Raw genomic sequence first — 24,497 nt, forward strand, 5'->3', positions numbered from 1 at the left:
ATTACAGCATTGATGAGAATTGTTCGCAATTGGAGGGGTAATGACGGCCAGCGGCCGGCACTACCCAGCCCGTCAGAACGAGACGTTCAGGCTCACCCACACGCTGCGGGCCTTGTCCTTGTTGTTGTAGTCATCCTCGAACAGCACTTCGTTGCCGCCATCGGCATAGGCACCGTTGCCATCCAGGTCGGTGAAGGTGGCCTGGTAGGTAGTGAAATCGCGGTCCAGCAGATTGTTGATGCGCGCATTGACGGTCAGCCATTCGGTCGCCTGGTAGGACGCGCCCAGGTGCAGCACGGTGTAATCCTTGTAGTACAGCGGCTGGCTGGTGATGGCGCTGACCCCGCGGTAGCGCTTGGAGCGCATTTCACCGGTCAGGAACACGTTCAAGCGCTCGCTGGCCTGCCAGTCGAAGGTGGCGTTGGCCATGTGCTTGGCACTGTTGCCCAGCGGCAGGCCCTTCTCCGCGCCGCTCTTCTGTTCGCTGTCGGTATAGGTGTAGTTGGCGCGCAGCGCGAAGCGTTCGCTGATCTCCCAACGGCCGGCCACTTCCGCGCCCTGGATCACCACCTCGTCGATGTTCACCGTGCGCGAGCTGCTGGCATAGCCCAGTTCGGCGTACTCGCCGCTGCTGCTGCAGGCCAGCGCGAAACCGGGGCCGCACGGCTGCGAGGCGATCTTGTCGTCGAACTTGTTGTGGAACACGGTGGCGTTGGCGCTGTGGCCCTGCGGGTGCTGCCAGTACACCGCCAGTTCGGTGCTGGTGCTGGTTTCCGGCTGCAGGTCCGGGTTGCCGTACATGGGCGACGTGCCCTGGCCACCGAAGCCGGTCACCCCGTCGTACAGCTGGGTGGTCTTTGGGGTCTTGAATCCAGTGCTGACGCCGCCCTTGACCGTCCACGCTTCGTTGAGCGTGTACACACCGTACAGGCGCGGGCTGAGGTGGTTGCCGAACACTTCATGGTCATCGAAACGCAGGCCGTAGGTGAGCGCGAACGGTGCAGTGATGTTCCAGGTGTCCTCGGCGAACAGCGAGTACATGTTGTGGTCCTGGACCTGGCCGGGATTGCCGCTTTCCATGCCGAACACCCCGTCGGTCAGCTCACCGCGGATCACCTGCGCGCCGACCACGGCGATGTGTTCGCCGGCAGCCTGGAACGGGATGTCCAGCTTGGCATCCAGGGTGTACTGCGCGCTTTCCAGCGTGCGCTTGGGACGCGGCAGGAAGGCGGCTTCGGCGGCGGCGCGGCGCTGCGCCTCGGTCTGGCCGACATAAGCCCCGGTGCCGTTGAGCATCTGCAGCAGCTGGCGGCGCTCGTCCACGGTGAACGGCATGGTGCGGCCATCGTTGTTGGTGGCCACGTGGGCCAGCGACACCAGGCTGCGGCCGAAGCTCCAGTCGCCTTCGTGGGTCAGTGCCCACGCATCGCGGGTGAACTCCTGGCTGGCGCTGTAGCCGACGCGCGGATCGGCGCGCGTGCAGTTGCGGCGGGTGATGCAGGTGGTGGAGTTGCCGCGCCAGATCGAGGCGATGCCATCGACGGTGCCGACCGGGTACTCCTCCACGCCGGCGTCGTTGATCTTGATCGAGTTGTCGTATTCCTGGCGCGAGGTATCGAAGTCCAGGGTGATGCGCTGGGCATCGGTGGCATTCCACTCCAGGCTGACGCCGCCGGACTTGTTGGTGTTGTCCACGGTCTTGCCGCCGGCACCGAAGCCCAGCGGGCGGGTGTGCTCCACGCCGGCCGGATCGGTGGACGGCGAATACACCGGGTTGGACGCCTTGCGGTCATACCAGCTGGCACGCGCGCTGAGGTTCAGCACGCCCGGCAGCAGCGGGCCGGTGATGAAGGCATCGACGGTGCTGTCATCGCCGAACTGGTCATCGGTTTCGAAGGTGCGGCCGATGGTGGCCGAACCGTGCCAGCTGTCCAGCGCGCGCTTGGTGATCACGTTGATCACACCGCCCATCGCATCGGCGCCGTACAGGGTGGAGGCGGGGCCGCGGATCACTTCGATGCGCTCGATCGCATCCAGCGGCGGGATGTGGTTGAACTGGTTGCCGCCGAAGTTGTTCGGGTAGATGTCGCCGTGGTTGTTCTGGCGGCGGCCGTTGATCAGCAACAGGGTGTAATCCGAGCCCATGCCACGCATGGAAACCGAGCCTTGGCCGGTCTTGTCGCGGGTCTCGCCCACGTCCACGCCTTCCAGGTCACGCACCGCATCGAGCAGGGTCATGTACGGGCGCGTAGCCAGTTCTTCGCGGGTGATGACCGAGATGCTGGCCGGCGCATCGGTGATCTTCTGTTCGAAGCCGGACGCGGTGACCACCACCTGGTCCAGGGTGCGCGGCGCGGCGACTTCGGCGAAGGCCGGGGCGGCCAGGGCGCACAGCAGGGCGCTGAACAGGACGGTGCGGGAAGCGGGCGAACGCAGACGATGGCGCTGGGCCATGGCAGTAACTCCAAAGGGTGCTGGAAAGCGCCGCGGCCGACGCCGGAGGCGCGGTGCGGTGCGAAGGGCCCGGTCCGGGCCGACAGGTGACGAATGCGACAGAAGCGATCGACGCGCACGCCCCGGGGGCGCTGCGCACGGTCACGCAGGGCCAGGGTGAAGTCGATCAGCGCAGGGCCCACGCGGAAGGTGGATCAGGCCAGCGGGGGCGCTTGGCCGCGTTGCTGGCGGCGTCCGGGCGCATCGGCGCGTGGCGGTTGCGCGCTGGCATGGCGCCAGTCGTGGGAACGCTCAGCTGCGTCGCTGGGCGTGCGCGCCAGCACGGTCCAGCCCAGCACGGCGATGGCACCGGTCCGGTCTGGCGTGCTCTGCGCCGCAGGGGCTTCGTCGGCCAGTGATGCACGGCGCAGCTTGGCCGGTGCCTGTTCGTACAGCGGCAGCTCGCCACCGCCGCGGTCTTCCACCGGCAGCGGCGCCTGCAGCAGCGCCGACGGCGCATTCGGGTCGGCGCTCGGTGCGAGCAGCGGCAGCGAGCCCAGCAGCATCGCCAGCATCGCTACCCATGCCAGCAGGCTGGCCAGCGCAGGACGCTGGCCGCGCATGGCGGCGCCGAGCTGATGGTGGCGGTGCGGATGACGCAAGGTGGGCCCCGGAAAAGTGGCCGCCGGCGGAGCGCGGCGTGCACAGGGCGTGATTGTAGTGAGAGTCGTTCGCCGTTGCAAATGAGAACGGTTTGCGAAAGCTTCAACAAGCGGCGCAGCGGCGGGTCAGACCTCGCTCCAGCGGCGCAACAGGTTGTGGTACACCCCACTCAGCTGCAGCACGGCGGCGGCATCGGCCTGGCTTTGCCGCAGCCGCTCGATGGAGGTGTCCATCTCCCACAGCAGGCGGCGCTGGCTGTCGTCGCGGACCATGCTCTGTACCCAGAAGAACGAGGCGATGCGTGCACCGCGGGTCACCGGGTTGACCTGGTGCAGGCTGCTGGAGGGATACAGGATCAGGTCGCCGGCCGGCAGCTTCACCTCGTGCTCGCCGTAGGTATCGCTGATGACCAGCTCGCCCCCGTCGTAGGCTTCCGGTGCTGACAGGAACAGGGTGCAGGACACGTCCGAACGCAGGTGCCCCTGCGCGCCATGGGCCATCACCGCGCCATCGACATGGAAGCCATAGGTACCGCCACCCTGGTAACGGTTGAAGCGTGGCGGCAGGATCTTCAACGGCAGTGCGGCGGCGAAGAACAGCGGGTTGCGCTGCAGGGCCGCCAGCACCTTCTCGCCCAACTGCGCTTTCAGCGGCGAGCCATCGGGCAGCTGCTGGTTGCGCTTGACCTGTGCACCCTGCCGGCCGACGGTCTCGCGGCCGTCGGTCCACTCGGCCTGGTCCAGCGGCCCCTGCAGCTGGCCGAGTTCCTCGGCGGTGAGCACGTTGGGAATATGCAGCAGCATGATGTTCGTCCGATAAGGGAGAGGGCGCGGGAAGCATCCGGCTTCCCGCGCCGTCGGCTCAGAAACGGAAATCCGCGCTGAGCAGGAACGTACGCGGGGTACCCGGGGTGTAACGGTAGCCGCTCTTGTTGATGGCAGCCTCGTACTGCTTGTCGAACACGTTGTACGCGTTCAAGCGCAGCACCAGCGCTTCGTTCACCGCGTACGAAAGCACGGCGTCATACACGGTGTACGACTTGGTGAAGGAGGGCGTGCCGACCGCGCCATCGGTGCCACGGTGCATGGCGCTGCTGTAGCGCACGCCGCCGCCCAGCGTCAGCCCGAACGGCAGCTGATAGGTGCTCCACGCAGTGAAGGCGTCGTCGGGGGTGTAGGTCAGGTTCCTGGTACCGTCTGCGGCCACGTTGGCGCCTTCCTTGACCTCGGTATCCAGGTGGCTGTAACCGGCTGACAATGACCAGTTGTCGGTGATACGGCCCACCGCGGACAGCTCCACGCCTTTGACCCGCTTGCTGCCGGTCTGGGTCGGGTTGCCGGCATCGTCCAGCACCTGGGTATTGATCTCGTTCTCCACGTCGGTCTGGAAGATCGCCAGGTTCAGTGCCAGCGCGTCATCGAGGAAGGCCCACTTGCTGCCGACTTCGAAGGTCTTTGCTTCCTGCGGATCCAGGCGCGGGTTGTCCAGGCTGCTGGCCGAACTGCTGAGGGCGAAATTGCTGCCGCCCGGCGGCTGCTGCGACAGCGCGTAGTTGGCGTAGACGCTGGCCGTATCGCCGGCCTTGTACAGCACGCCGAGCTTCCAGTTCAGCAGCGTGTCCGATGCTTCCAGGGTCGGCGTCTGCAGTACCGTGCCGACTGGATGGGTGCCGCACGCTGGACCCGCACGGCCGCCGCAGACCACCGAACTGGCGTAGCGGGTGTCGTAGTGGTCGGCGCGCACGCCGGCGGTCAGCAGCAGGCTTTCGGCCAGGTGCAGGGTGTCGAACACGTAGGCCGACCAGGTGGTGGTCCGGCCATGCGCATCGGCGCCGTTGTGCGCCCAGGTCAGGCCGCCGACGTTCCAGTCCGGGGTGTACAGGTTCGCGGCCGGCCAGCTGCTGCCGCCGGTGACGGCCTGGCCGAAGCTGTCCATCTCTTCGCGGGTGAACTCCAGCCCGGTGCTCAGGTTGTGGGCGATGGCGCCGGTGGCGAAGTCGGCGCGCAGGTTGAGCTGGTCGGTCAGCAGGGTATTGCGCTGGTCCTTCAGCGTGGGCAGGCTGCGCGCGATGGTATACGTGGACAGATCGTTGCGGTCGGTGTAACGGATGTTGCCGGTGGGCGCGCCGTTGCTGCCGCGGGTACCGGTGCCCATGAACGCAGTGAGCAGGTAGTCCTGGTCCGTGCGGCCCCAGCGCGCGGTATTGGTCAGGCGCACGGCATCGTTGAAGTCATGTTCGATGCGGAAAGTTGCCATCTTCGCGGTGACATCGTCATGGTCGGCGCGCGTGCCGTAGAAGTTCTCCGGATCCACCGGGTTGCCGGCCAGCGCTTCCAGGGTGGGCTGCGGGATCCAGCCGGGCAGGCCGAGGGTGGGAACGCCGCCATCGGGTACGTTGTCCTGGTCCACGTAAAGCAGGTTGAGGACGTAGCGGGTGTCGGTGCCCAGGCCGAACGCCAGTGACGGCGCGATGCCCCAGCGGGACTGGTTGACGTGGTCGCGGCCGGGCTGGTCGCTGTCCTGCCACATGGCGTTCAGGCGCAGCGCACTGGTGGCCCCCAGCGCCTGGTTCCAGTCGGCCGTGGCGCGGCGCTGCTGGTCGCTGCCCAGGCTGGCAGTGCCGGACACTTCATCGTGCAACGTGGCCTGCTTGCTGACCATGTTGATCGCACCGGTGGGCGCCGAGCGTCCGTTGTCGGTGCCGGCAGGGCCCTTGGTGATCTCCACCTGTTCGGTGTTGAACACATCGCGCGAGATGGAGCCCAGGTCACGCACGCCATCGACGAACAGGCTGCTGGAGGTGTCGAAGCCCCGCATGTACAGCGCATCACCGGTGGCGGTGTTGCCGTTCTCGCCGACGAAGAAGGTGCCGACGCCCGGGCTGTTGCGCAGCGCTTCGGTCAGGGTGGTGGCGCCCTGCTGGTTGAACAGGTCCGCGGTGATCACCTGGATGGTCTGCGGGGTGTCCTGCAGCGACTGGGTGAACTTCGGCGAGGCGACTTTGTCGGCTTTGTAGCCGCGGGTTGCATGCACGTCCACCTTGTCCAGCGTGCGGGCGCCGTCGTTGCCTTCGGCGTAGGCCAGCGAGGGCAGGGCGGCCAGGCCGAGGCCCGCAGCGAGGCTGGCGGTGGCCAGCGGCAGGGGACGGAACGCCGAAGCGTGCTTGCGGCTTTTGATCGGGGTCATGGGCAGGAATTCAGTGATGGCGGGTAGCTACCCGCCAGGCGATGACTGGGCAACGCGTGGCCATCGGCCGGCGGCGTGCGAAAGAGAGCATTGCCGGCGCCGCAGGGCGACGGCCGTCAGGTCAGGGCCGGAGGCGCCTGGCCCAGCGGGCGACGGGGCGGTTGCGCATGGAAGGCCAGCGCCTCACCGGGCACCTGCGCGTTGCGTGGCGGGCTTTGCAGCAGGGCAGTAGCCGCGTTCGGACTGCTGCCGGATGGTTTGCTGCGCCCGGGCTCGGATTCCACTTCGGCGGTTGCCAAGGCCTGTTCGAAAGGCAATCCCTGATCTGGCGCCGGGTTGCCGGAACGGGGCGTGGCGCTGTGTCCACCGGCGTGCACCGGGGTTGGGCCGGAGCTGGCGGGTTGCCAAAGCAGCAGCACCATGAACACCGCCCACGCCAGCCATTTCCCTTGACCAGGAAGGGAGGAGGATGCGGCAGGAGAGGGCAGGCCAGCATTCACGCAGCGTGGGTCCAGTTACATAGCGTTACAAATCGTAGCAGTAACGCGAACCATTCGCATGTGCCATTGCAGTCAGTTGAGCGTCGGGGCACGGCTCCGGTCAGGAAAACCTTGAAACACCGTACTGATACGGCGCATCCCCGCAGCACAGGGCATTACGTCAAGGAATCTGCAGGGCGAGGGCATCTAGCCTCTCCCAAGCCAATTCCGGCGTGAACGGTCCATCCGCATGCAGTTTCCACTTCACAGAGGGGACATCTCGACAGTCCCTGAATCCGCCAGCGGGTCCGCTGCCGGCCTGGATCCCCGCACCATCGGCAGGCTGGCCCGTCGTGCCATGGCCGACATGGGCGAAGGCATCGCTTACGGCGACAAGGTGGTGTTGCAGCCTCACGATGACGAGCTGGCGGTGCTGCTGGGTCGTTCCGCCGCTGAATCCTGCCCGGGCAACCAGCGGCTGAACTGGAAATTGAATGCCCTGGTGAGTGCGAATGCCAGGTACTGCGCGGTCAAGATCGTCGGCTCCAATGCCTGCAACCACGCCCTGGGCCTGCCGCGTGCGCAGTCGCAACTGATCCTGTACGACAAACTGACCATGACCCCGCTGGCCCAGTTCGACGGCACGGCCGTGTCCGCCCGCAGGACGGGAGCTTACGCCTCGATCGCTGTCGACCTGCTGCTCGCCCACAGGGAGCGGTTGTCCATCTGCCTGTACGGCGCGGGGCCGATCGCCGATTGCGTAGTTGATGACCTCCACGCGCACCACGCCCATCGGATCAACCGGATCCACGTGTGCAGCCGCCGTCCGCCGAGCGCACAGGCTTTCGCTGCCGCAGCAGCAGCCCGCACCGGGCTGGATGTGCGTAGCGGCGACGATGATCCGGGGCACGTCGATCTGGTCATCACCGCCACCAACGCCGGAAGTCCCATCGTGCCCGTCGACCGGTTGCACCCGGACGTAGCCGTGCTGCACCTTGGCGGTGACGAGCTGCCGGTGTCCTTCATCGAAGCGGTGCTGGCGCGAGGCTCCGTGATCTGCGACGACGTGGCCAGCGTGTGCCATCGCAACTCGCAGAGCCTGCCGCTCTACTTCTCGCGGCAGAACCTGCGCCTGTCCGATCTCGGCGGCTTGTTCAGGATACGCAGCCTGCACGACCGCACGCTCGGCAACGGCGCCGTGTTGGCGCGGCCCGCGTTGATGACGTGCGTAGGGCTGCCCGTGCTGGATCTCTACCTTGCCCAGTGGTTGCACGAGCAGGGTGCCGCCGCCGCGGGTACGGCACATACCACGGCGCCGCCACCGCCCCCCGGCCGTGCCTAATCGCGGTCGTCCCGCGTCCACACCGCGTCGTGTTCGCGTTTCACCGGGAACTTCGGCGCAGGGCTGTAGGCGGGTGCGCACAGGGCGCGCCCGTCGCGCACATCGAATCGGGCGCCATGCAGGACGCATTCGATGCTGCCCTCTGCGGTATTGAACTCACCGGAGGACAGTTCGAACTCTTCATGGGTGCACTGGTCTTCCAGCGCATACAGCTCGCCGTCCAGGTTGAACACTACGATCGGCGTACCGGTGACCTCGTCGAACACGCTTTTCATCTCGCCCGGCAGCAGGTCGGTGCTGGCGCAGACGAAGGTCCAGGCAGCACTCATCGCGCCGGCTCCTGCAGGTGTTTTTCCAGGATCTCGAACTGCAGGTCATCGCGCTTGGGAATGCCAAACCGCTCGTCACCATACGGGAAGGGCTTCTTGATGCCGGTGCGGCGATAGCCACGGCGCTCGTAGAAGGCGATCAGCTCCTCGCGGATGTCGATCACGGTCATCAGCATGCTGGCCAGGCCCCATTCGCGCACGCCATGCGCCTCTGCTTCGGCAATGACCTGCTTGCCCAGGCCACTGCCCTGCTCGCTGGGCGCCACGGCGAACATGCCGAAGTAGCCATGCTCACCGCCGTCGGCGACGTGGGCGCAGGCCACCAGCCGACCCGCGCGTTCGGCGAGCAGGATGGTGGAGCGCGGGCGCGCGATGTCCGCCTGCAGCCCTTCGGCGTCGATGCGTGCCCCATCCAGTATGTCGGCTTCGGTGGTCCACCCGGCGCGGCTGGCATCACCGCGGTAGGCCGAGGTGACAAGTTCGATGAGGGCGGGGATGTCGGCCGGCGTGGCGGCACGGAAGGTCAGCGTGGTCATGCGTCCCAGTGTAAATCCGCCAGCGAGCCGGTAACAGACTGGGTTCATTCCAGTTGCTGGTACTCGGCGCGTTTGACCTCGAAGACTTCCACGCCATTGGTGATCCACGCGACGTCGGGATTGCCGGCCTTGTAGCTTCCGATGTCCGGCGCGCTGGGCGCAATGGGGCCCATGTCTCCGGTCGAGCTGTTGAACATGAAAGGGTGGTTGTGCAGATGGGCATGATAGGTCCAGCCCTCCGCCTGCAGACGTGCCTGTTCGGCAAGCAGGCGCGGCGAAGGACTTACCCCGATCACGCCGTCTGGCTTGTCATCGAAATCGGCGATCATCACCTTGGCCATGCCCTGGCTGTGGACGTAAGCAAGGAACTCCTGCGGGCTCTTCCTCAGGTCGACGAGCTGCAGAAACTCCCGGAACGCGACCTGGTCCATGCAGCTGGGCGCACGGAAGCGGCCGATCGCGCCGGACAGGATGCGTTCGTCATTGCGGATGGATTTCTCAAGTGACGGCCGCGATGCGCTGCCCGGTGGAGTCCGGGTCAAGGCGTCGCGCAGGATATCGTCGTGGTTCACAAGGATCTGCCTGGCATTCCACGGGGTATTGGCGCGGACCCAGTCCAGGTGCTCGCTCTCGCGCCGATCCGCTGCTGCCGGCCCCGGTGCGGAGGGAAAGGTGAAAAGCACAGTCCGACCCGCCGCGCGGGTCTGGAGCACCTTCCTCTGAAAGGACTGCTCACACGATGCGGCGAGTGCCGCCAAGGGAGACCACAGCAGCAGCAGCAGGGCAAGTGGACGGATCATCGTTACAACTCCCGGAACGCCGGATGGCCCGCACAGCATCCCGCCGTGCAGCGGTGAGCGCATCAGCCAAGCGCGCCAGGCCGGGGCGAGGGCTTCGGTGATGACGTTCGACGACGTGTCGGCCCGCGCTTTCCGCTGCCGCCCAATCAGCAGGGGCCACGCAGGCATTGGATTCCGACGGCCACGGCGGGCGTGGCGCTGTCTGCCTCAACCGAGCAGCTTGCGGACCTTGTTCAGGGCCATGATGAAGCGTTCGATTTCTTCGTGCGTGTTGTAGAACGCCAACGACGCGCGGCAGGTCGCGGCAACGCCGTAGTACTGCAGCAGCGGATGCGCGCAATGCTGGCCCGAACGGATCGCCACGCCTTCCAGGTCCAGCAGGGTGGCCAGGTCGTGGGCATGTGCACCGTCCACCAGGAAGGACACCACGGCCGCCTTGTCCGGAGCGGTACCAAAGATGCGCAGGCCGTCGACCTTCTGCAGTTCTTCGGTGAAATGTGCCAGCAGTTCGGCTTCGCGGGCTTCCACGTGGGCCAGGCCCAGCGATTCCAGGTAATCCACCGCCACGCCCAGGCCGATGAAGCCGGCGATGTTCGGCGTGCCGGCTTCGAACTTGTGCGGGGCATCGTTGAACACGGTGCCGTCGAAGCTGACTTCCTTGATCATCTCGCCGCCGCCGAGGAACGGCGGCATGGCATCCAGGTGCTCGCGGCGTGCCCACAGCGCGCCGGTGCCGGTCGGCCCGCACATCTTGTGGCCGGTGATGGCATAGAAATCACAGCCGATCGCGGCCACGTCGACCTTCCGGTGCGGCACCGCCTGCGAGCCGTCGACCACGGTGACGATGCCGCGCTTGCGGGCCTCGCGGCAGATCTCGCGCACCGGGTTGACCGTGCCCAGCACGTTGGAGACGTGCGCAACGGCCAACAGCTTGACCTCGGCGGTCATGGCGCGGCGCAGGGCGTCCAGGTCCAGCGATCCATCCGGGCGGATCTCGGCCACGCGCACGGTGGCGCCGGTGCGTTCGGCCACCAGCTGCCACGGCACGATGTTGGCGTGGTGCTCCATCCGCGACACCAGGATGACATCGCCGGCCTTCAGCCGCGGCAGCGCCCAGGAATACGCCACCAGGTTCAGTGCGAAGGTGGTGCCGCTGCACAGCACCAGCTCGCTGGCGCGCACGTTGAGGAAGCGCGCCAGCTTGTTGCGCGCGCCTTCGTAGGCATCGGTGGCCTCGGTGCCCAGTGCATGCACCGCACGGCTGACGTTGGCGTTGTAGCGGCGGTAGAACTCGTCCACCGCACCGATCACCTGCACCGGCTTCTGGCCGGTGTTGGCGTTGTCGAAGTAGACCAGCGGCTTGCCGTGCACCTCGCGCATCAGCAGCGGGAAATCCTGCCGCACGCGGTCCCAGTCCGGGGCGGCGCCGGTTTCGGCCTGCGGGCGCGGCGTGGACAGGTTCATGCCACGCCTGCCTCGGACAGGGCGCGGTCCAGCCGGCGGCCCAGCTGTTCGCGCAGCGCGTCCGGGAGGATCTTCAGCGGCTCATGGCAGAACGCAGCGCTCAACAGGGCCTGTGCCTGCTCCTGCGGCAACCCGCGCGAGCGCAGGTAGAACAGCGCATTGGCATCGAGCTGGCCGACGGTGGCGCCGTGCGCGGCCTTGACCTCTTCGGCGTCGATCACCAGCGTGGGCTGGGTATCGATCTCGGCGTCGGCCGACAGCAGCAGGTTCTTGTTGGACAGGTTGGCGTCGGTGCCGTCGGCCCCTTCGCGGATATGGATGCCACCGTGGAAGACCACGCGACTGCGGTTGGCGGCTATGCCGCGCCACAGCAGCTCGCAGCGGGTGTCACGCGCGATGTGCTCGATGCCCAGGCGGGTGTCCACGTGGCGGCGGCCGGTGCCCAGCAGCACGCCATTGGCGGTCAGCTGTGCGTTGTCGCCTTCCAGTCGTACGTTGAGCTCGTGGCGGCTGAGCGCGGCGCCCAGCTCCAGGTCCACGCGGTGGTACTGCGCATCGCGCGCCAGCACTGCATCGGTGCGCAGGAAGCTGGTCTGGCGGGTGCTGCCGGCCTGCAGGCGGGCGTGCTTGAGCACCGCCTCGCGCGCAAGGTGGACATGCACCACGCTGTTGTCCAGGTGGGCGGCATCGCCGGCCTGCAGGTGGTGTTCGACGATGCCCAGGCTGGCCCCGGCACGGAGCTCGATCAGCGAGCGATGGTGCCAGGCCAGGTCGCTGCCGGTGGCCACGCTGGCGAACACCAGCTGCAGCGGCACGTCCACCTGCACGCCTTCGTCCACGCGCAGCACCACGCCTTCATCGGCCAGTGCGGCGTTGAGGCGGGCGAAGATCTCATCGCTGCGCTCATAGCGGCGGGCCAGCACGCGCGCGCCTGCTTCGTCGGCGGCCAACGCGGCCGACAGCGGTTCCAGCTGCACGCCGGCCGGCAGGCCGTGGGTGTCGCTCAGGCCATCGTGCAGGCGACCGTTGACGAACACCAGGCGCGGGGCGGGAATGTCATCGAGCAAGGCGACATCCAGCGCCGGCGGGGCCAGCGGAGCGGCGGCGAAGCTGCGACGTTCCAGCTGGCGCAGCGAGGTGTACTTCCACGCTTCGCTGCGTGGGCCCGGCAGGCCGTCGCGCAGCGCGGCGTCCAGCACGTCGCGGCGCGTGTCGCTGCCGCAGAACGTGGCGGCCAATGAATCCAGCAATGCGCTCATCAGACCGCTGCCTCCGGCACCACGCGGTTTTTCAGGAAATCATAACCGTGCTCTTCCAGCTGCAGCGCCAGCTCTGGTCCACCGGACTGCACGATGCGGCCGTCTGCCAGCACGTGCACGAAATCCGGCTTGATGTATTCCAGCAGGCGCTGGTAATGGGTGATGACCAGGAACGAGCGTTCCGGGCTGCGCAGTGCGTTGACGCCGTCGGCCACGCTCTTCAGCGCATCGATGTCCAGGCCGGAATCGGTCTCGTCCAGGATCGCCAGCCTGGGTTCCAGCACGGCCAGCTGGAAGATCTCGTTGCGCTTCTTCTCACCGCCGGAGAACCCTTCGTTGACGCCACGATGCAGCAGTTCGTCCTTCAGGTGCAGCACGGCCAGCTTCTGCCGCACCAGCTTCAGGAACTGCATCGAATCCAGTTCCTCCTGGCCGCGCGCCTTGCGCTGTGCGTTCAGCGCGGCACGCAGGAAATAGGTGTTGTTGACGCCGGGGATTTCCACCGGGTACTGGAAGGCCAGGAACAGGCCAGCGGCCGCGCGTTCTTCCGGCGACAACTGCAGCAGGTCGGCGTCTTCGAACTGCACGCTGCCTTCGCTCACGTCGTAGCCTTCACGGCCGGACAGCACGTTGCCCAGCGTGGACTTGCCGGCACCGTTGGGGCCCATGATGGCGTGCACCTGGCCGGGCTTGACGTCCAGCGACAGGCCCTTGAGGATTTCCTTGTCGCCGATGCGTGCGTGGAGGTTGTCGATCTTCAGCATGGTGGGGGGTTCCGTGGTGCGGGCCCGGGGCCCGCCAATGATGTTTTGGTTCGAATGCAGTGCGCGGGGGCAGGGTGGGTGTCAGCCCACCGAGCCTTCCAGCGAGACGTCGAGCAGCTTCTTGGCTTCCACCGCGAATTCCATCGGCAGTTCGCGGAAGACCTGCTTGCAGAAGCCGTCCACGATCAACGACACCGCGTCTTCCTGGCTGATGCCACGCGCGCGGCAGTAGAACAGCTGGTCGTCGGAGATCTTCGAGGTGGTCGCTTCGTGTTCCACCGTCGCGCCGGGGTTCTTGACCTCGATGTACGGGAAGGTGTGCGCACCGCACTTCTTGCCGATCAGCAGCGAATCGCACTGGGTGTAGTTGCGCGCGCCTTCGGCGCCGCGTTCGATCTTCACCAGGCCACGGTAGGTGTTCTGGCCGCGGCCGGCGCTGATGCCCTTGCTGATGATCTTGCTCTTGGTGCGCTTGCCGACGTGGATCATCTTGGTGCCGGTGTCGGCCTGCTGGCGGTGATGGGTCAACGCCACCGAGTGGAACTCGCCCACCGAATCGTCGCCCAGCAGGACGCAGGACGGGTACTTCCAGGTGATCGCCGAACCGGTCTCCACCTGGGTCCAGGTGACCTTGCTGCGCGCACCACGGCATTCGGCACGCTTGGTGACGAAGTTGTAGATGCCACCGACGCCGTTCTCATCGCCCGGGTACCAGTTCTGCACCGTCGAATACTTGATTTCCGCATCTTCCAGCGTGACCAGTTCCACCACGGCGGCATGCAGCTGGTTCTCATCGCGCATCGGCGCGGTGCAGCCTTCCAGGTAGGAAACGTACGCCTTGTCTTCGCAGATGATCAGCGTGCGTTCGAACTGTCCGGTATGCCCGGCGTTGATGCGGAAATAGGTGCTCAGTTCCATCGGGCAGCGCACGCCCTTGGGGATGAACACGAAGCTGCCATCGGAGAACACCGCCGAATTGAGCGCGGCAAAGTAGTTGTCGCCCACCGGCACCACGGTGCCCAGGTACTGCCTGACCAGTTCCGGGTGCTCCTTGATCGCTTCGGACATGGAGCAGAAGATCACGCCCTTCTCGGCCAGCTCCTTGCGGAAGGTGGTACCGACGGAGACCGAATCGAACACCGCATCCACGGCCACGCCGGCCAGTTTGGCGCGCTCGTGCAGCGGTACGCCCAGCTTGTCGTAGGTATCCAGCAGTTCCTTGGGCACGTCGTCCAGCGAGGCGTACTTCGGGCCCTTCGGCGCGGAGTAGTAACTCAGGCCCTGCAGGTCGATCGGTGCGATCTTCAGCTTGGCCCAGTCCGGCATCGCCATGGTGAGGAAATGGCGGTACGCCTGCAGGCGCCACTCGGTCATCCACTCGGGCTCGTCCTTCTTGGCCGACAGGGCGCGGATGGTGTCCTCGTCCAGGCCCGGCGGCAGGGAATCCGATTCGATGTCCGTGATGAAGCCGGCCGAATACTTGCGGCCAAGCTGCTCGTGGATCTCGCGGTTGGGGGTGTCGTCGGTGACGACGGTATCGATGATGTCGGTGGCCATGGGGGCTGCCTGTGGATCAGGAGACGACAGCGGCCGCGATGGCGCGGCGCTGGGAGTCGTCAACAAGGGGAAGGGGGGAGAGGATCTGGGCGAGGGTGACCGCACGCAGTGCCTCGGACACCACGTCGTTGATCAGCCGCCAACTGCTGCGTGCACCGCACTTGGGCGCCATGTTGCACTGGTGGTTGTCATGGCTGCATTCGGTCAGCGCCAGCGGACCTTCCATGGCCTCGACCACCTCGAACAGCGAGATTTCGCCGGGCGCGCGGGTCAGCCGGTAGCCGCCGCGGACGCCGCGCAGGCCTTCGACCAGCCCGGCCTGCGCCAGCGGCTTGAGCACCTTGCTGACGGTGGGCGGTTCCAGGCCGGTGAACTCGGCCAGCTCGGTCGCACTGAGCACCTCGGCCGGGCGAGCGGCGAGCACGGTCAGTACCACGGTGGCGTAATCGGTAAGCTTGGTGACGCGGAGCATGGGGGTCTGCAGCTGGATTGCAAAGCGGACCGAAATTGTACGCTTTTATGCGCCCGCGTCCAAGCCGGACCTTTCCAGGGCGCCGGCCCATGGGGGGCGCGGCGAGCGCGCAATGGTGCGGCCTGGCCATGATTTTGGCAATCACGAAGATTAAGGGAGAATCAACGCTCCTCTTTCCAGAACGCCCCTGCGCCCATGCCGAAGAAGATCAAAGCCCGCAAATCCGCCATCCACGGCAACGGCGTGTTCGCCATCGCACCCCTGAAGAAGGGTGAGCGGGTGATCCAGTACAAGGGCCTGCTGCGCAGCCACGCCGACGTCGACGCCGATGACAGCGGCGACGTGGAAAGTGGCCACACCTTCCTGTTCACCCTGAACGACGACTATGTGATCGATGCCAATTACAAGGGCAACGAAGCGCGCTGGATGAACCACAGCTGCGAGCCCAACTGCGAGGCGCTGATCGAAGAAAGCGAGGACGGCAACCCGCGTGAGGACAAGGTGTTCATTGAAACCCTGCGCGATATCGCGCCCGGCGAGGAGCTGGTCTACAACTACGGCATCACGCTGGCCGAGCGCCACACCGCCCGTCTGAAGAAGGTCTGGGAGTGCCGCTGCGGTTCGAAGAAATGCACCGGGACCATGCTGCAGCCCAAGCGCTGAGTTGCACGCGCTGTCCACATCGGTATCACCGCCGGAACATGGACAAGCGGTGATGCTGGGTGTTCCTTTACCAATCGGAGCATCCCCATGGCACAGCGTCTTGAAGGCAAGAAGATCGCCATCCTCGCCACCCACGGTTTCGAGCAGTCCGAACTGACCGATCCGAAGAAACTGCTCGAAGGCTGGGGCGCGACCACCCGCGTGGTCTCCCCGGCGAAGGAAGGCAGCATCAAGGGCTGGAAGGAGAAAGACTGGGGCGAGGAAGTAACCGTCGACCAGCCGCTGGCGGACGCCAATGCGGATGATTTCGATGCGCTGTTGCTGCCCGGCGGGCAGATGAACCCCGATACCCTGCGCATCGATGCGTCGGCGCTGGCCTTCATCGAAGCCTTCGGCAAGGCCGGCAAGCCGGTCGCGGCGATCTGCCACGGCCCGTGGCTGTTGATCGATACGGGCCTGGCCAAGGGCCGGCAGGTGACGTCCTGGCCATCGGTGCGCCGGGATCTTGAAAATGCCGGTGCGCAGTGGCGCGATGAGGAAGCGGTGGTTGACGGCACCCTCATCACCAGCCGCAAGCCCGACGACATCCCGGCCTTCAGCGAAGCACTGGCGAAGGCGCTGGAAGCCTGACGCCGGCGACCATCCGCGGCCGGAGAACCCGGCCGCCGGGTAGCGCCGGGGCATGCTCGGCGTTACCCCCATCGCAGCCGGATACCCGGCCCCATCAGTTACCCAGCAACCCCGGCGGCACCATCGTGCCGAGATCCTGGTTGAAGGTGACCTGCAGGCGGCCGTTCTTCACCTGCGCCGACTGCACCTGCAGCGTGCCCAGCAGGCCCGCCACGGCCGGGTCGATGCGGTAGATCGGCTCGCGCTGCGCGTAATCGCCCAGCCATGCATTGAGCAGCGATTTGGTACGCGAATCCAGGCGTGCGCCCTGTTGTGCCGGTACGAAGTCTTCCATCGTCGGCTGCTGCAGGTGGAAGCCCTGGGTCTGCTGGTCGTAGCGCAGGCCACTGCTCAGCTTCACCGTGCCCAGCTTGGCCGGGGCGCCACCGGCGGTCGCCAAGGCGATATCCATTCCCAGGTTCAGGCGTTCGCCGGCCGGCAGGGTCAGCTGCGGGTGGCTCATGGTCAGGGCGATCAATCCGCCCAGCGCATCCTGGGTGCGTGGGAAGCTGCCTTCCAGGTACTGCTGCACATCGCCGGCACCCACCGACAACTGGCGACCCTCGATGGACGGCGCGGCCTGTGCGCCAATGGCGGCGGCCACCAGCACCGTGGCGGCGCCCAATCGGGTGAAGAACGGACGAAGACGCATGGTCGTGACCATCTGAAGTAAGGACATGCAGAAGATAGCCGGTTGCACTGAACCGCGCGTGCATGGTGGTGGACCGGTCAGCCCAGCACCGGCTGCAGGTTGGCTGACTGGATCAGCCAGGCACTGCGCTGCGGATCGGGCACAAGCCGGTACCAGCCGTCGTAGCGCAGGGTGGTGGTGGCGGTAGTGACGCGTATCCGCACAGGCACTTCGATGAGATGGGTGGGCTGCTGCCGGTCACGCGGCACGGGCGCGTCGGTGTTGATTTTCAGATCGCGCACCTCGCGCAGTCCGCGCAATGCGGCATCGTCGGCACGGCCCGGCGGCGGGGCGATCATCCAGTTGGCATCGGCCTTGTCGAACTCGCGGCGCAGCAGGTGGACGGCATAGGTGCGCACCACTGCACCCGGATCCGGCGCGTCTGCGGCGACTGCCGCCAGCAGCGGCAGCGCGTCGGCGCCATCGGCAGTGGAATCGGCCACACGCGTCGGGGCGGCCGCAGGTGGCTCGGCCACCGCACCGTCTGCTGCGGGCGGGACATCCGGCACGCGCTGGCACCCACCCAGCAGCATCAGCATCGGGAACAACCAGCAGGCAACGCGCATCGGTCGCACTCGTCGGGACAGAAGCCCTGAGTGTAGCCACGGCATGGAGGCGGACACCATCAGGCTCCCTGCCAAAAGCCACCGACCATGGGTCGGCGCTACCAGATGGCCACCATGGACCTGTCGAAGGTGGGGCGGGGTGGGTTGGCGGCAACGCTCATCCGCATGGGTCCGGCGCATGCGCCGGACGGGCTGGGCAGGAGCCCAGCGCGGGTCTTGCCGCCTGTGCAGGACTGCGCCGGCGAGCAAGCGGATGGCGAGCCTCCATGCACGGATTCACGGCGATTCCCGCCAACCCGCCCCGTCCCGCCCACAAACAACCCTGCAGCTGTTGCCGTTGCCAAAACACCTCACGCCGCGCCGTGCAGGCTGTCCAAGGCGTCCAGCGCCGTGTTGAGCTTCACCGCGTGGGCGGCCAGCGGATGGTTGGGTTCGTCGGCGTGGCGCTGCACGACATCGCGCAGGATCTGTGCGGCGATCAACACCGCCGCACGTTCGTCGCCACTGAAGCCAGCCAGCCGCGGAGCACCTTCGAGCAGGCGCATCCAGTCACGCTGTGCGCGATGCTCCACTTCGATGGTGCAGCGGCCGCTGCACGGCAAGCCGTCTTTTTCGATCGGCGTGACGGTGAGGCGGTAGCGGGTGGAAGGGCTGGCCATGGCGGGCGTCCGTTGGGGGATGCATCCACCATAGGGCTGCTACGCAGGGACTACGACCAGGCCGGCTGCACGCAGTGTTCCATTGTCCCGCAGGTGGGCCGCTGCAACCGGCTGCGGCGCGTTGCAGGGCAGCGCCTGACGCGCGGCTGCGCGATATCGGCGGGCAACGGCACACTGTGTTGCGGCCCGCACGCGAGGCCGCAAAAACGAACGGGACGGCCATCAGCCGTCCCGTTCGCGATGTGAAACCCGGTATGCCTACGCGATCAGAGCGCGGCGTCCTTGAGCTTCTTCAGCGGGCGCACCTTGAGCTTGGTGGTGGCCGGCTTGGCGGCGAACCACTGCTCTTCCTTGGTGAAGGGGTTGATGCCCTTGCGCTTCGGCTTGGCGGCGACGCTGACGGTGGTGATCTTCAGCAGGCCCGGCAGGGTGAAGCTGCCCGCGCCCTTCTTGTGCACCGAAGAGGCAACGGCGGTTTCCAGCGAGGCCAGTACCGCGCGCACGTCCTTGGCGACCACGCCGGACGCTTCAGCGATGTGTGCAACCAGGCCGGACTTGGTCAGCACGTCCTTGATCGGCTTCGGCGCGGCCGGCTTGGCGGCTGCCTTGGTAGCGACTTTCTTTACTGCCTTCTTCGGGGCAGCCTTCTTAGCGGTCTTTGCCATGGTTTCCTGTTCCGTGAACGGTTGGTTGTTTGGTCGTGCCGACCCCGTCGGCAAGCGCAATGTAGGGCAACTACACCGCGCCGCCAATAGGTTATACGCGGAAAAGCCTGCTTTTTTCGCTGTCACTCGACCTTTGTCGGGGGCGTGGCGCCCAGCTCGGCCACGCTCGTTGCACTGAAGCCGTGGAATTGGAAGGGAAAAATCCGCTTTTCCGCCCATGTCGGGGAATGCGCGAGCGGATGCTGGCCGTTCGTCGGAACGGCGTGCGCCATCGCGTCGCAGCAGAGCGACGCGACGCTAACGCGGGCCTGCGTACGGTAAGTCCCGAACTCAACCGAAGGAGCTGCACAATGGGTATTTCACGCCGCGCCACCGCGCACTGGGAAGGTGACCTGAAGACCGGCAAGGGACAGTTGAGCACGCCGCAGAGCGGCCTGCTGGACAACACCCGCTACGCCTTCAGCAGTCGCTTCGGTGATGAGAAGGGCACCAACCCGGAAGAACTGATCGCCGCCGCGCACGCCGGCTGCTTCACCATGGCGCTGTCGGCCAAGCTGACCGAAGCCGGCTTCCCGCCGGAGGCGTTGGACACCGAAGCGCAGGTCGACCTGTCGATGGAAGGCGGCCCGCAGCTTTCGCAGATCACGCTGAAGGTCAAGGCCAAGGTGCCGGGAATCGAGGCGGAGAAGTTCCGCGCCATCGCCGACGATGCCAAGCAGAACTGCCCGGTGTCCAAGGCACTCAGCGCGGTACCGGTAACACTGGAAGCCACCCTGCTCTGACGTAGCAGACGCGGTAGGGACGGCCGCTGGCCGTCCCGTTTCCGCCTGTCGATCGCCTGTTTCCGCCTACCAATCGATCGTGCCGCGGATGACCGTCTGTATCTGGCCACCGGACCACACTTCGCCTTCTGCATCCACATGCAGGTGCAGGCGCGCATCGTGGCCGACCTCGCGGCCCTGGCTGACCACATAGTCACGACGTCCGCCGGGCAGTGCGCCACGCTCGTCCAGCCATGCCGCCAGCACTGCGTTGGCCGCACCGGAGGCGGCATCCTCGAAGCGCCTGCCGTTGCCGACGAAGGCACGCACGGCCAGATGCCAGGGCTGTGCGCTGCAGCGCGCATACGCGAACACGCCCATGCTGTCAGTGGACTCCGCCAGTGCCGCAACCGCGTTCCAGTCGGGCTGCAGCGCGCGCAGCGATGTTTCGTCGCTCAACTCGACCACCCACCAGCTGCGCCCGCCCTGCATGCGGGCGGGCGGGAGGGTGCCCAGTGGCCATCCCTGCAGGGCGCTGGTCAGACGCCGATCGGTGGGCTCGACGACCTCGGCGACCGAAGCGCGCGGCGTACGGATGGCGATCGTGCGGTGCAGGCCATCGCCTTCCACGCGCAGCGGCAGCATCCCGGCAATCCCCTCCTGCACCAGCAGCCCGTCCACAGGCACGGCCAGTGCCGCTTCCAGCACCGCATGTGCGGTGCCGATGCTGGGGTGGCCAGCGAACGGGACTTCCTTCTGCGGGCTGAACATCCGCAGGCGATAGCTGCTCGCTGCATCCTGCGATGGGAACACGAAGGTGGTCTCCGGCAGCCGGGTCCAGCGGGCGATGGCCTGCATGCTGGCGTCGTCCAGGCCCTGCGCATCCAGCACCACGGCAAGCGGATTGCCGGCACCCGGCGAAGGCGAAAATACGTCCAGCTGCAGGAAACGGCGGGTGGTCATCGGCGGGCTCCGTAACGGGGTCGCGCAGCTTACCAGTGCACCGTGCCGTCGATGACCGGCTGCACCTGCCCGCCGATCCAGGCCACCCCGGCGTCGTCCACGTACAGGTGCACGCGACCGTCGCGGCCGACCTCGCGGCCCTGGCTGGCGATGTAGCGGCCATCGCGGCCGGGCAGATGGCGGCGTTGGGCCAGTACGCTGGCAATCAGTGCATTGGCGCTGCCGGTCACCGGGTCTTCGGGCACGTTCACCGCATCGCCAGGACAGAACGCGCGCACCACCAGGTCGTGGCCGTCAGCGTGCTCCGGCGCGTATATCGCCACGCCCGTGGCCTCGGTGGCGTTGGTCCAGTCGCGCAGCTCGCCCATGTCCGGCCGCAGGCCACGCACGGCAGCGGCGTCGCGCGCAGCCAGCAGCCACCAGCGCGGACCGTTGTCCCACAGTTCCGCGGTCTGCGCCGGTCCGCCCAGGGCGTGCAGGCTGGCTGGCAGCTCACCGGGGTCCACCACGCAGCGGCGGGCGGTGGGGCTGGCCAAGTGGATGGTCGGCGCCGTGTGCGGCCCCTCCACCCGCACCGGCAGCAGGCCGGCCGCGCACTGCTGCAGCAGCGCGCCATTGCGCGGAATCGCCAGGCCGCCGGTCACCGCCGCCCAGGCCGCACCCACGCTGGGATGGCCGGCGAAGGGCAGCTCGCTGGCGGGGGTGAAGATGCGGATGTGGTAATCCGCACCCGGCGCGGTGGGGGCCACGAAGAACACCGTCTCGGACAGGTTCAGCCACGCGGCGAGGGCCTGCATGGCCCCGGGGGACAGGTTGTCGGCGTCGAACACCACCCCGAGCGGGTTGCCGGTGCCGGGGCGGGGGGCGAAGACATCGAGCTGAAGGTAGCGGTGAGCGGTCATGGGTGGCGTCTTGGGCTTAGAATCGGGGGTTCCGCTCCTTGCGGGCGGCCTCCCCACCATAACCAGAATACTTACATGCCAGTTTCTTCCCCTGTCGATCGCTGGATCGTCCTCAAGTTCGGCGGCACTTCGGTGTCGCGTCGCCATCGCTGGGACACGATCGGGAAACTGGCGAAAAAACGTGCGGAAGAGACCGGCTCGCGCGTGCTGGTGGTGGTCTCGGCGCTGTCCGGGGTCACCAACGAACTGACCGCCATCGCCGATGGCGCGGCCGACAGCCGTGAGCGCGTGGCCGCGCTGGTCGAACGCCACCAGGCCTTCCTGGACGAACTGGAGCTGCCGCGCGCGGTGCTGGCCGAGCGCCTGGCGGCGCTGCAGGCGCTGCTCGACGATGCGCGCTGCGCTGCACGCACGCTGGACTGGCAGGCCGAAGTGCTGGGCCAGGGCGAACTGTTGTCGTCCAGCATCGGTGCCGCCTACCTGCACCAGAACGGCCTGGACATGGGCTGGATGGATGCGCGGCAGTGGCTGGATGCGCTGCCGCCGCTGCCCAACCAGAGCCCGTGGTCGCAGCGTCTTTCGGTGAACTGCCAGTGGAAATCCGATGACGCGTGGGCGCAGCGCTTCCGTGCGCAGCCGACCCGCCTGCTGATCACCCAGGGCTTCATCGCGCGCCACGCCGACGGCGGCACCGCGATCCTCGGCCGGGGCGGTTCGGATACCTCGGCGGCGTACTTCGGTGCGCTGCTCGGCGCCAGCCGCGTGGAGATCTGGACCGACGTCCCCGGCATGTTCAGCGCCAATCCGAAGGATGTGCCCGACGCCCGCCTGCTGACCCGGCTGGACTATTACGAAGCGCAGGAAATCGCCACCACCGGCGCCAAGGTGCTGCATCCGCGCTCGATCAAGCCGTGCCGCGATGCCGGCGTGCCGATGGCTATCCTGGATACCGAGCGCCCCGAACTGCCGGGTACCAGCATCGACGGCAGCGCCGCGCCGGTGCCGGGGGTGAAGGCGATCAGCCGCCGCAATGGCATCGTGCTGGTGTCGATGGAAGGCATCGGCATGTGGCAGCAGGTCGGCTTCCTGGCCGATGTGTTCGGCCTGTTCAAGAAGCATGGGCTCTCGGTGGACCTGATCGGTTCGGCCGAAACCAACGTGACCGTGTCGCTGGATCCGTCCGAGAACCTGGTCAACACCGATGTGTTGTCAGCGCTGTCGGCCGACCTGTCGCAGATCTGCAAGGTCAAGATCATCGTGCCCTGCGCGGCGATCACCCTGGTCGGCCGCGGCATGCGCTCGCTGCTGCACAAGCTTTCCGATGTGTGGGCGACGTTCGGCCGCGAGCGCGTGCACATGATTTCGCAGTCGTCCAACGACCTCAACCTGACCTTCGTCATCGATGAGGCTGACGCTGACGGGCTGCTGCCGATCCTGCACGCCGAGCTGATCGACAGCGGTGCGATGCCGGTGGAAGAAACCGCGGTGTTCGGTCCGCGCTGGCGCGAGATCGCCGGCACCGTGCGTCCGCGCGGCACGCCGTGGTGGCGGGGCCAGCGTGCGCACCTGCTGCAGTTGGCCGAAGCCGGCACACCGCGCTATGTCTACCATCTGCCCACGGTGCGCGCCCGTGCCCGCGCACTGGCCGCGATCACCCCGATCGACCAGCGTTATTACGCGATCAAGGCCAACAGCCATCCTGCCATCCTGGAAACGCTGGAAGCGGAGGGCTTCGGCCTGGAGTGCGTATCCCACGGTGAGCTGAAGCACGTGTTCAACGTGCTGCCCGGACTGTCGCCCCGGCGCGTGCTGTTCACCCCCAGCTTCTGCCCGCGCGAGGAATTTGAAGCGGCGTTCGCGCTCGGCGTTACCGTCACCGTGGACAACGTGGAAGCCCTGCAGCGCTGGCCGGACCTGTTCCGCAACCGTGAACTGTGGCTGCGCGTGGACCTGGGTCGTGGCGAAGGCCACCACGCCAAGGTGCGCACTGGCGGCAAGGAATCCAAGTTCGGCCTGCCGATGGCACGCGTGGATGAGTTCGTGCGCGTGGCCACCGAGCTGGGCACCACCATCGTCGGCCTGCACGCTCACCTGGGCAGCGGCGTGGAAACGGCGCAGCACTGGCGCCTGATGTGCGATGAACTGGCCGGTTTCGCCCGCCGCATCGGCACCGTGCAGACCATCGACATCGGCGGCGGCATGCCGATTCCGTACAGCGAGGAAGACGAGCCGTTCGACCTGGAGGCCTGGGCCGAAGGCCTGGCCGAGGTCAAGGCGGTGCATCCAGCCTTCCGCCTGGCGATCGAACCGGGCCGTTATCTTGTGGCCGAATCGGGCGTGCTGCTGACCCGCTGCACCCAGGTGGTGGAGAAGGAAGGCGTGCGCCGCGTCGGCCTGGATGCCGGCATGAACACGCTGATCCGTCCGGCGCTGTACGACGCCTGGCATGACATCGAAAACCTGAGCCGGCAGGGCGGCTACGCCGAAGCCGCGTTCGACGTGGTCGGGCCGATCTGCGAGTCCAGCGATGTGTTCGGCAAGCGCCGCAAGCTGCCGGCGACCACCGCACCGGATGATGTGATGGTGGTGGCCGACGCCGGTGCCTACGGCTACGTGATGGCCAGTACCTACAACCAGCGTGCGATGCCGCGCGAGGACATCCTGGAATGAGGAC

General features: G+C 66.9%; 24 protein-coding genes. 5 read left to right on the top strand and 19 right to left on the bottom strand.

The features are described from left to right. Positions 1 to 72 precede the first annotated feature (72 nt). From ACI2JH_RS10915 to ACI2JH_RS10935, 5 genes are all read right to left on the bottom strand, one after another. Positions 73 to 2,454, bottom strand: a complete 2,382-nt coding sequence (locus ACI2JH_RS10915; RefSeq protein ID WP_404736184.1) for a TonB-dependent receptor domain-containing protein — start codon at positions 2,452 to 2,454, stop codon at positions 73 to 75. 194 nt (positions 2,455 to 2,648) lie between these two features. Next, complete coding sequence (locus ACI2JH_RS10920; protein WP_404736185.1) at positions 2,649 to 3,095, bottom strand: hypothetical protein; 447 nt, start codon at positions 3,093 to 3,095, stop codon at positions 2,649 to 2,651. 126 nt (positions 3,096 to 3,221) lie between these two features. After that, entirely contained in the window at positions 3,222 to 3,899 is a 678-nt protein-coding gene (locus ACI2JH_RS10925; RefSeq protein ID WP_191770927.1) for a Fe2+-dependent dioxygenase, read from the bottom strand. A 58-nt stretch (positions 3,900 to 3,957) separates the two neighbouring features. After that, positions 3,958 to 6,282: a catecholate siderophore receptor Fiu gene (locus ACI2JH_RS10930; RefSeq protein ID WP_404736186.1), complete on the bottom strand. Its 2,325-nt coding sequence runs from the start codon at positions 6,280 to 6,282 to the stop codon at positions 3,958 to 3,960. Between the two features lie 116 nt (positions 6,283 to 6,398). Next, positions 6,399 to 6,704 carry a hypothetical protein gene (locus tag ACI2JH_RS10935; RefSeq protein ID WP_404736187.1) on the bottom strand — a complete coding sequence of 102 codons (306 nt, stop codon included), beginning with the start codon at positions 6,702 to 6,704 and terminating at the stop codon, positions 6,399 to 6,401. A 307-nt stretch (positions 6,705 to 7,011) separates the two neighbouring features. Here ACI2JH_RS10935 and ACI2JH_RS10940 point away from each other — a divergent pair, with 307 nt between their 5' ends. Then, the gene (locus tag ACI2JH_RS10940) at positions 7,012 to 8,103 is read left to right on the top strand and encodes a hypothetical protein (RefSeq protein ID WP_404736188.1); all 1,092 of its coding nucleotides are present in this window, start codon (positions 7,012 to 7,014) and stop codon (positions 8,101 to 8,103) included. On the opposite strand, the gene ACI2JH_RS10945 is transcribed toward ACI2JH_RS10940, so the two are convergent. The 8 genes from ACI2JH_RS10945 to ACI2JH_RS10980 all read right to left on the bottom strand — a co-directional run bounded on the left by ACI2JH_RS10945 (position 8,100) and on the right by ACI2JH_RS10980 (position 15,284). Further along, positions 8,100 to 8,432, bottom strand: a complete 333-nt coding sequence (locus ACI2JH_RS10945; protein WP_042615118.1) for a non-heme iron oxygenase ferredoxin subunit — start codon at positions 8,430 to 8,432, stop codon at positions 8,100 to 8,102. The two genes, ACI2JH_RS10940 and ACI2JH_RS10945, sit on opposite strands and share 4 nt — an antisense overlap. Continuing rightward, positions 8,429 to 8,968, bottom strand: coding sequence for a GNAT family N-acetyltransferase (locus ACI2JH_RS10950; protein WP_404736189.1), 540 nt, complete (start codon positions 8,966 to 8,968; stop codon positions 8,429 to 8,431). Before ACI2JH_RS10950 ends, ACI2JH_RS10945 begins: the two co-directional genes overlap by 4 nt. A 44-nt stretch (positions 8,969 to 9,012) precedes the next feature. After that, complete coding sequence (locus ACI2JH_RS10955; protein ID WP_157825127.1) at positions 9,013 to 9,936, bottom strand: hypothetical protein; 924 nt, start codon at positions 9,934 to 9,936, stop codon at positions 9,013 to 9,015. 39 nt (positions 9,937 to 9,975) lie between these two features. Next, complete coding sequence (locus ACI2JH_RS10960) at positions 9,976 to 11,232, bottom strand: cysteine desulfurase (RefSeq protein WP_404736190.1); 1,257 nt, start codon at positions 11,230 to 11,232, stop codon at positions 9,976 to 9,978. Then, positions 11,229 to 12,491 (bottom strand): Fe-S cluster assembly protein SufD, encoded by a 1,263-nt coding sequence (gene sufD, locus ACI2JH_RS10965; RefSeq protein ID WP_404736191.1) that lies wholly within the window; start codon positions 12,489 to 12,491, stop codon positions 11,229 to 11,231. Before sufD ends, ACI2JH_RS10960 begins: the two co-directional genes overlap by 4 nt. Then, on the bottom strand, positions 12,491 to 13,255 hold the full coding sequence (sufC, locus tag ACI2JH_RS10970) for a Fe-S cluster assembly ATPase SufC (protein WP_404736192.1): 765 nt from the start codon (positions 13,253 to 13,255) through the stop codon (positions 12,491 to 12,493). Before sufC ends, sufD begins: the two co-directional genes overlap by 1 nt. 81 nt (positions 13,256 to 13,336) lie before the next feature. Continuing rightward, entirely contained in the window at positions 13,337 to 14,812 is a 1,476-nt protein-coding gene (gene sufB / locus ACI2JH_RS10975; protein ID WP_182655843.1) for a Fe-S cluster assembly protein SufB, read from the bottom strand. Between the two features lie 16 nt (positions 14,813 to 14,828). After that, a complete protein-coding gene (locus ACI2JH_RS10980; protein WP_042615235.1) occupies positions 14,829 to 15,284 on the bottom strand; it encodes an SUF system Fe-S cluster assembly regulator in 456 nt (151 codons plus the stop codon). A gap of 195 nt (positions 15,285 to 15,479) precedes the next feature. On the opposite strand from ACI2JH_RS10980, the gene ACI2JH_RS10985 reads away from it, so the two are divergent. Both ACI2JH_RS10985 and ACI2JH_RS10990 read left to right on the top strand, forming a co-directional pair. Continuing rightward, entirely contained in the window at positions 15,480 to 15,947 is a 468-nt protein-coding gene (locus tag ACI2JH_RS10985) for an SET domain-containing protein-lysine N-methyltransferase (protein ID WP_346591076.1), read from the top strand. A gap of 87 nt (positions 15,948 to 16,034) precedes the next feature. Beyond that, entirely contained in the window at positions 16,035 to 16,577 is a 543-nt protein-coding gene (locus tag ACI2JH_RS10990) for a type 1 glutamine amidotransferase domain-containing protein (protein WP_101100788.1), read from the top strand. A 94-nt stretch (positions 16,578 to 16,671) separates the two neighbouring features. Here ACI2JH_RS10990 and ACI2JH_RS10995 read toward each other — a convergent pair whose 3' ends face one another. The 4 genes from ACI2JH_RS10995 to ACI2JH_RS11010 all read right to left on the bottom strand — a co-directional run bounded on the left by ACI2JH_RS10995 (position 16,672) and on the right by ACI2JH_RS11010 (position 19,197). After that, a complete protein-coding gene (locus ACI2JH_RS10995) occupies positions 16,672 to 17,268 on the bottom strand; it encodes a DUF1439 domain-containing protein (RefSeq protein ID WP_101100942.1) in 597 nt (198 codons plus the stop codon). A gap of 77 nt (positions 17,269 to 17,345) precedes the next feature. Then, positions 17,346 to 17,873, bottom strand: a complete 528-nt coding sequence (locus tag ACI2JH_RS11000) for a hypothetical protein (RefSeq protein ID WP_404736193.1) — start codon at positions 17,871 to 17,873, stop codon at positions 17,346 to 17,348. 350 nt (positions 17,874 to 18,223) lie between these two features. After that, the gene (locus ACI2JH_RS11005) at positions 18,224 to 18,532 is read right to left on the bottom strand and encodes a DUF3861 family protein (protein WP_101100786.1); all 309 of its coding nucleotides are present in this window, start codon (positions 18,530 to 18,532) and stop codon (positions 18,224 to 18,226) included. A gap of 266 nt (positions 18,533 to 18,798) precedes the next feature. Beyond that, positions 18,799 to 19,197 (bottom strand): HU family DNA-binding protein, encoded by a 399-nt coding sequence (locus ACI2JH_RS11010; protein ID WP_042612716.1) that lies wholly within the window; start codon positions 19,195 to 19,197, stop codon positions 18,799 to 18,801. Between the two features lie 350 nt (positions 19,198 to 19,547). Here ACI2JH_RS11010 and ACI2JH_RS11015 point away from each other — a divergent pair, with 350 nt between their 5' ends. Beyond that, positions 19,548 to 19,979, top strand: coding sequence for an OsmC family protein (locus ACI2JH_RS11015; protein WP_042612715.1), 432 nt, complete (start codon positions 19,548 to 19,550; stop codon positions 19,977 to 19,979). A 66-nt stretch (positions 19,980 to 20,045) separates the two neighbouring features. Here the strand turns inward: ACI2JH_RS11015 and ACI2JH_RS11020 are convergent, their stop codons facing one another. Together ACI2JH_RS11020 and ACI2JH_RS11025 are read right to left on the bottom strand one after the other, a co-directional pair. After that, positions 20,046 to 20,921: a PhzF family phenazine biosynthesis protein gene (locus tag ACI2JH_RS11020; RefSeq protein ID WP_404736194.1), complete on the bottom strand. Its 876-nt coding sequence runs from the start codon at positions 20,919 to 20,921 to the stop codon at positions 20,046 to 20,048. 29 nt (positions 20,922 to 20,950) lie between these two features. Further along, complete coding sequence (locus tag ACI2JH_RS11025; RefSeq protein ID WP_404736195.1) at positions 20,951 to 21,823, bottom strand: PhzF family phenazine biosynthesis protein; 873 nt, start codon at positions 21,821 to 21,823, stop codon at positions 20,951 to 20,953. Between the two features lie 75 nt (positions 21,824 to 21,898). Between ACI2JH_RS11025 and ACI2JH_RS11030 the strand changes: the two genes are divergently transcribed. Further along, positions 21,899 to 24,493, top strand: a complete 2,595-nt coding sequence (locus ACI2JH_RS11030) for a bifunctional aspartate kinase/diaminopimelate decarboxylase (protein WP_182655848.1) — start codon at positions 21,899 to 21,901, stop codon at positions 24,491 to 24,493. Positions 24,494 to 24,497 lie beyond the last annotated feature (4 nt).

It is taken from the genome of Stenotrophomonas sp. NPDC078853 (genome assembly GCF_044901215.1).
GTDB classification, from domain to species: domain Bacteria; phylum Pseudomonadota; class Gammaproteobacteria; order Xanthomonadales; family Xanthomonadaceae; genus Stenotrophomonas; species Stenotrophomonas lacuserhaii.

What these genes read in the sequence shown, in the direction of transcription:
- ACI2JH_RS10960 (WP_404736190.1), bottom strand. Translation starts at nt 11,232, where the DNA reads ATGAACCTGTCCACGCCGCGCCCGCAGGCCGAAACCGGCGCCGCCCCG.
- ACI2JH_RS11020 (WP_404736194.1), bottom strand. Translation starts at nt 20,921, where the DNA reads ATGACCACCCGCCGTTTCCTGCAGCTGGACGTATTTTCGCCTTCGCCG.
- ACI2JH_RS10935 (WP_404736187.1), bottom strand. Translation starts at nt 6,704, where the DNA reads ATGGTGCTGCTGCTTTGGCAACCCGCCAGCTCCGGCCCAACCCCGGTG.
- ACI2JH_RS11015 (WP_042612715.1), top strand. Translation starts at nt 19,548, where the DNA reads ATGGGTATTTCACGCCGCGCCACCGCGCACTGGGAAGGTGACCTGAAG.
- ACI2JH_RS11005 (WP_101100786.1), bottom strand. Translation starts at nt 18,532, where the DNA reads ATGGCCAGCCCTTCCACCCGCTACCGCCTCACCGTCACGCCGATCGAA.
- ACI2JH_RS10945 (WP_042615118.1), bottom strand. Translation starts at nt 8,432, where the DNA reads ATGAGTGCTGCCTGGACCTTCGTCTGCGCCAGCACCGACCTGCTGCCG.
- ACI2JH_RS11010 (WP_042612716.1), bottom strand. Translation starts at nt 19,197, where the DNA reads ATGGCAAAGACCGCTAAGAAGGCTGCCCCGAAGAAGGCAGTAAAGAAA.
- ACI2JH_RS10915 (WP_404736184.1), bottom strand. Translation starts at nt 2,454, where the DNA reads ATGGCCCAGCGCCATCGTCTGCGTTCGCCCGCTTCCCGCACCGTCCTG.
- ACI2JH_RS11000 (WP_404736193.1), bottom strand. Translation starts at nt 17,873, where the DNA reads ATGCGCGTTGCCTGCTGGTTGTTCCCGATGCTGATGCTGCTGGGTGGG.
- ACI2JH_RS10940 (WP_404736188.1), top strand. Translation starts at nt 7,012, where the DNA reads ATGCAGTTTCCACTTCACAGAGGGGACATCTCGACAGTCCCTGAATCC.
- ACI2JH_RS10985 (WP_346591076.1), top strand. Translation starts at nt 15,480, where the DNA reads ATGCCGAAGAAGATCAAAGCCCGCAAATCCGCCATCCACGGCAACGGC.
- ACI2JH_RS10925 (WP_191770927.1), bottom strand. Translation starts at nt 3,899, where the DNA reads ATGCTGCTGCATATTCCCAACGTGCTCACCGCCGAGGAACTCGGCCAG.
- ACI2JH_RS10950 (WP_404736189.1), bottom strand. Translation starts at nt 8,968, where the DNA reads ATGACCACGCTGACCTTCCGTGCCGCCACGCCGGCCGACATCCCCGCC.
- sufB (WP_182655843.1), bottom strand. Translation starts at nt 14,812, where the DNA reads ATGGCCACCGACATCATCGATACCGTCGTCACCGACGACACCCCCAAC.
- ACI2JH_RS11030 (WP_182655848.1), top strand. Translation starts at nt 21,899, where the DNA reads ATGCCAGTTTCTTCCCCTGTCGATCGCTGGATCGTCCTCAAGTTCGGC.
- ACI2JH_RS10980 (WP_042615235.1), bottom strand. Translation starts at nt 15,284, where the DNA reads ATGCTCCGCGTCACCAAGCTTACCGATTACGCCACCGTGGTACTGACC.
- ACI2JH_RS10930 (WP_404736186.1), bottom strand. Translation starts at nt 6,282, where the DNA reads ATGACCCCGATCAAAAGCCGCAAGCACGCTTCGGCGTTCCGTCCCCTG.
- ACI2JH_RS10995 (WP_101100942.1), bottom strand. Translation starts at nt 17,268, where the DNA reads ATGCGTCTTCGTCCGTTCTTCACCCGATTGGGCGCCGCCACGGTGCTG.
- sufD (WP_404736191.1), bottom strand. Translation starts at nt 12,491, where the DNA reads ATGAGCGCATTGCTGGATTCATTGGCCGCCACGTTCTGCGGCAGCGAC.
- ACI2JH_RS10955 (WP_157825127.1), bottom strand. Translation starts at nt 9,936, where the DNA reads ATGCCTGCGTGGCCCCTGCTGATTGGGCGGCAGCGGAAAGCGCGGGCC.
- ACI2JH_RS10990 (WP_101100788.1), top strand. Translation starts at nt 16,035, where the DNA reads ATGGCACAGCGTCTTGAAGGCAAGAAGATCGCCATCCTCGCCACCCAC.
- sufC (WP_404736192.1), bottom strand. Translation starts at nt 13,255, where the DNA reads ATGCTGAAGATCGACAACCTCCACGCACGCATCGGCGACAAGGAAATC.
- ACI2JH_RS11025 (WP_404736195.1), bottom strand. Translation starts at nt 21,823, where the DNA reads ATGACCGCTCACCGCTACCTTCAGCTCGATGTCTTCGCCCCCCGCCCC.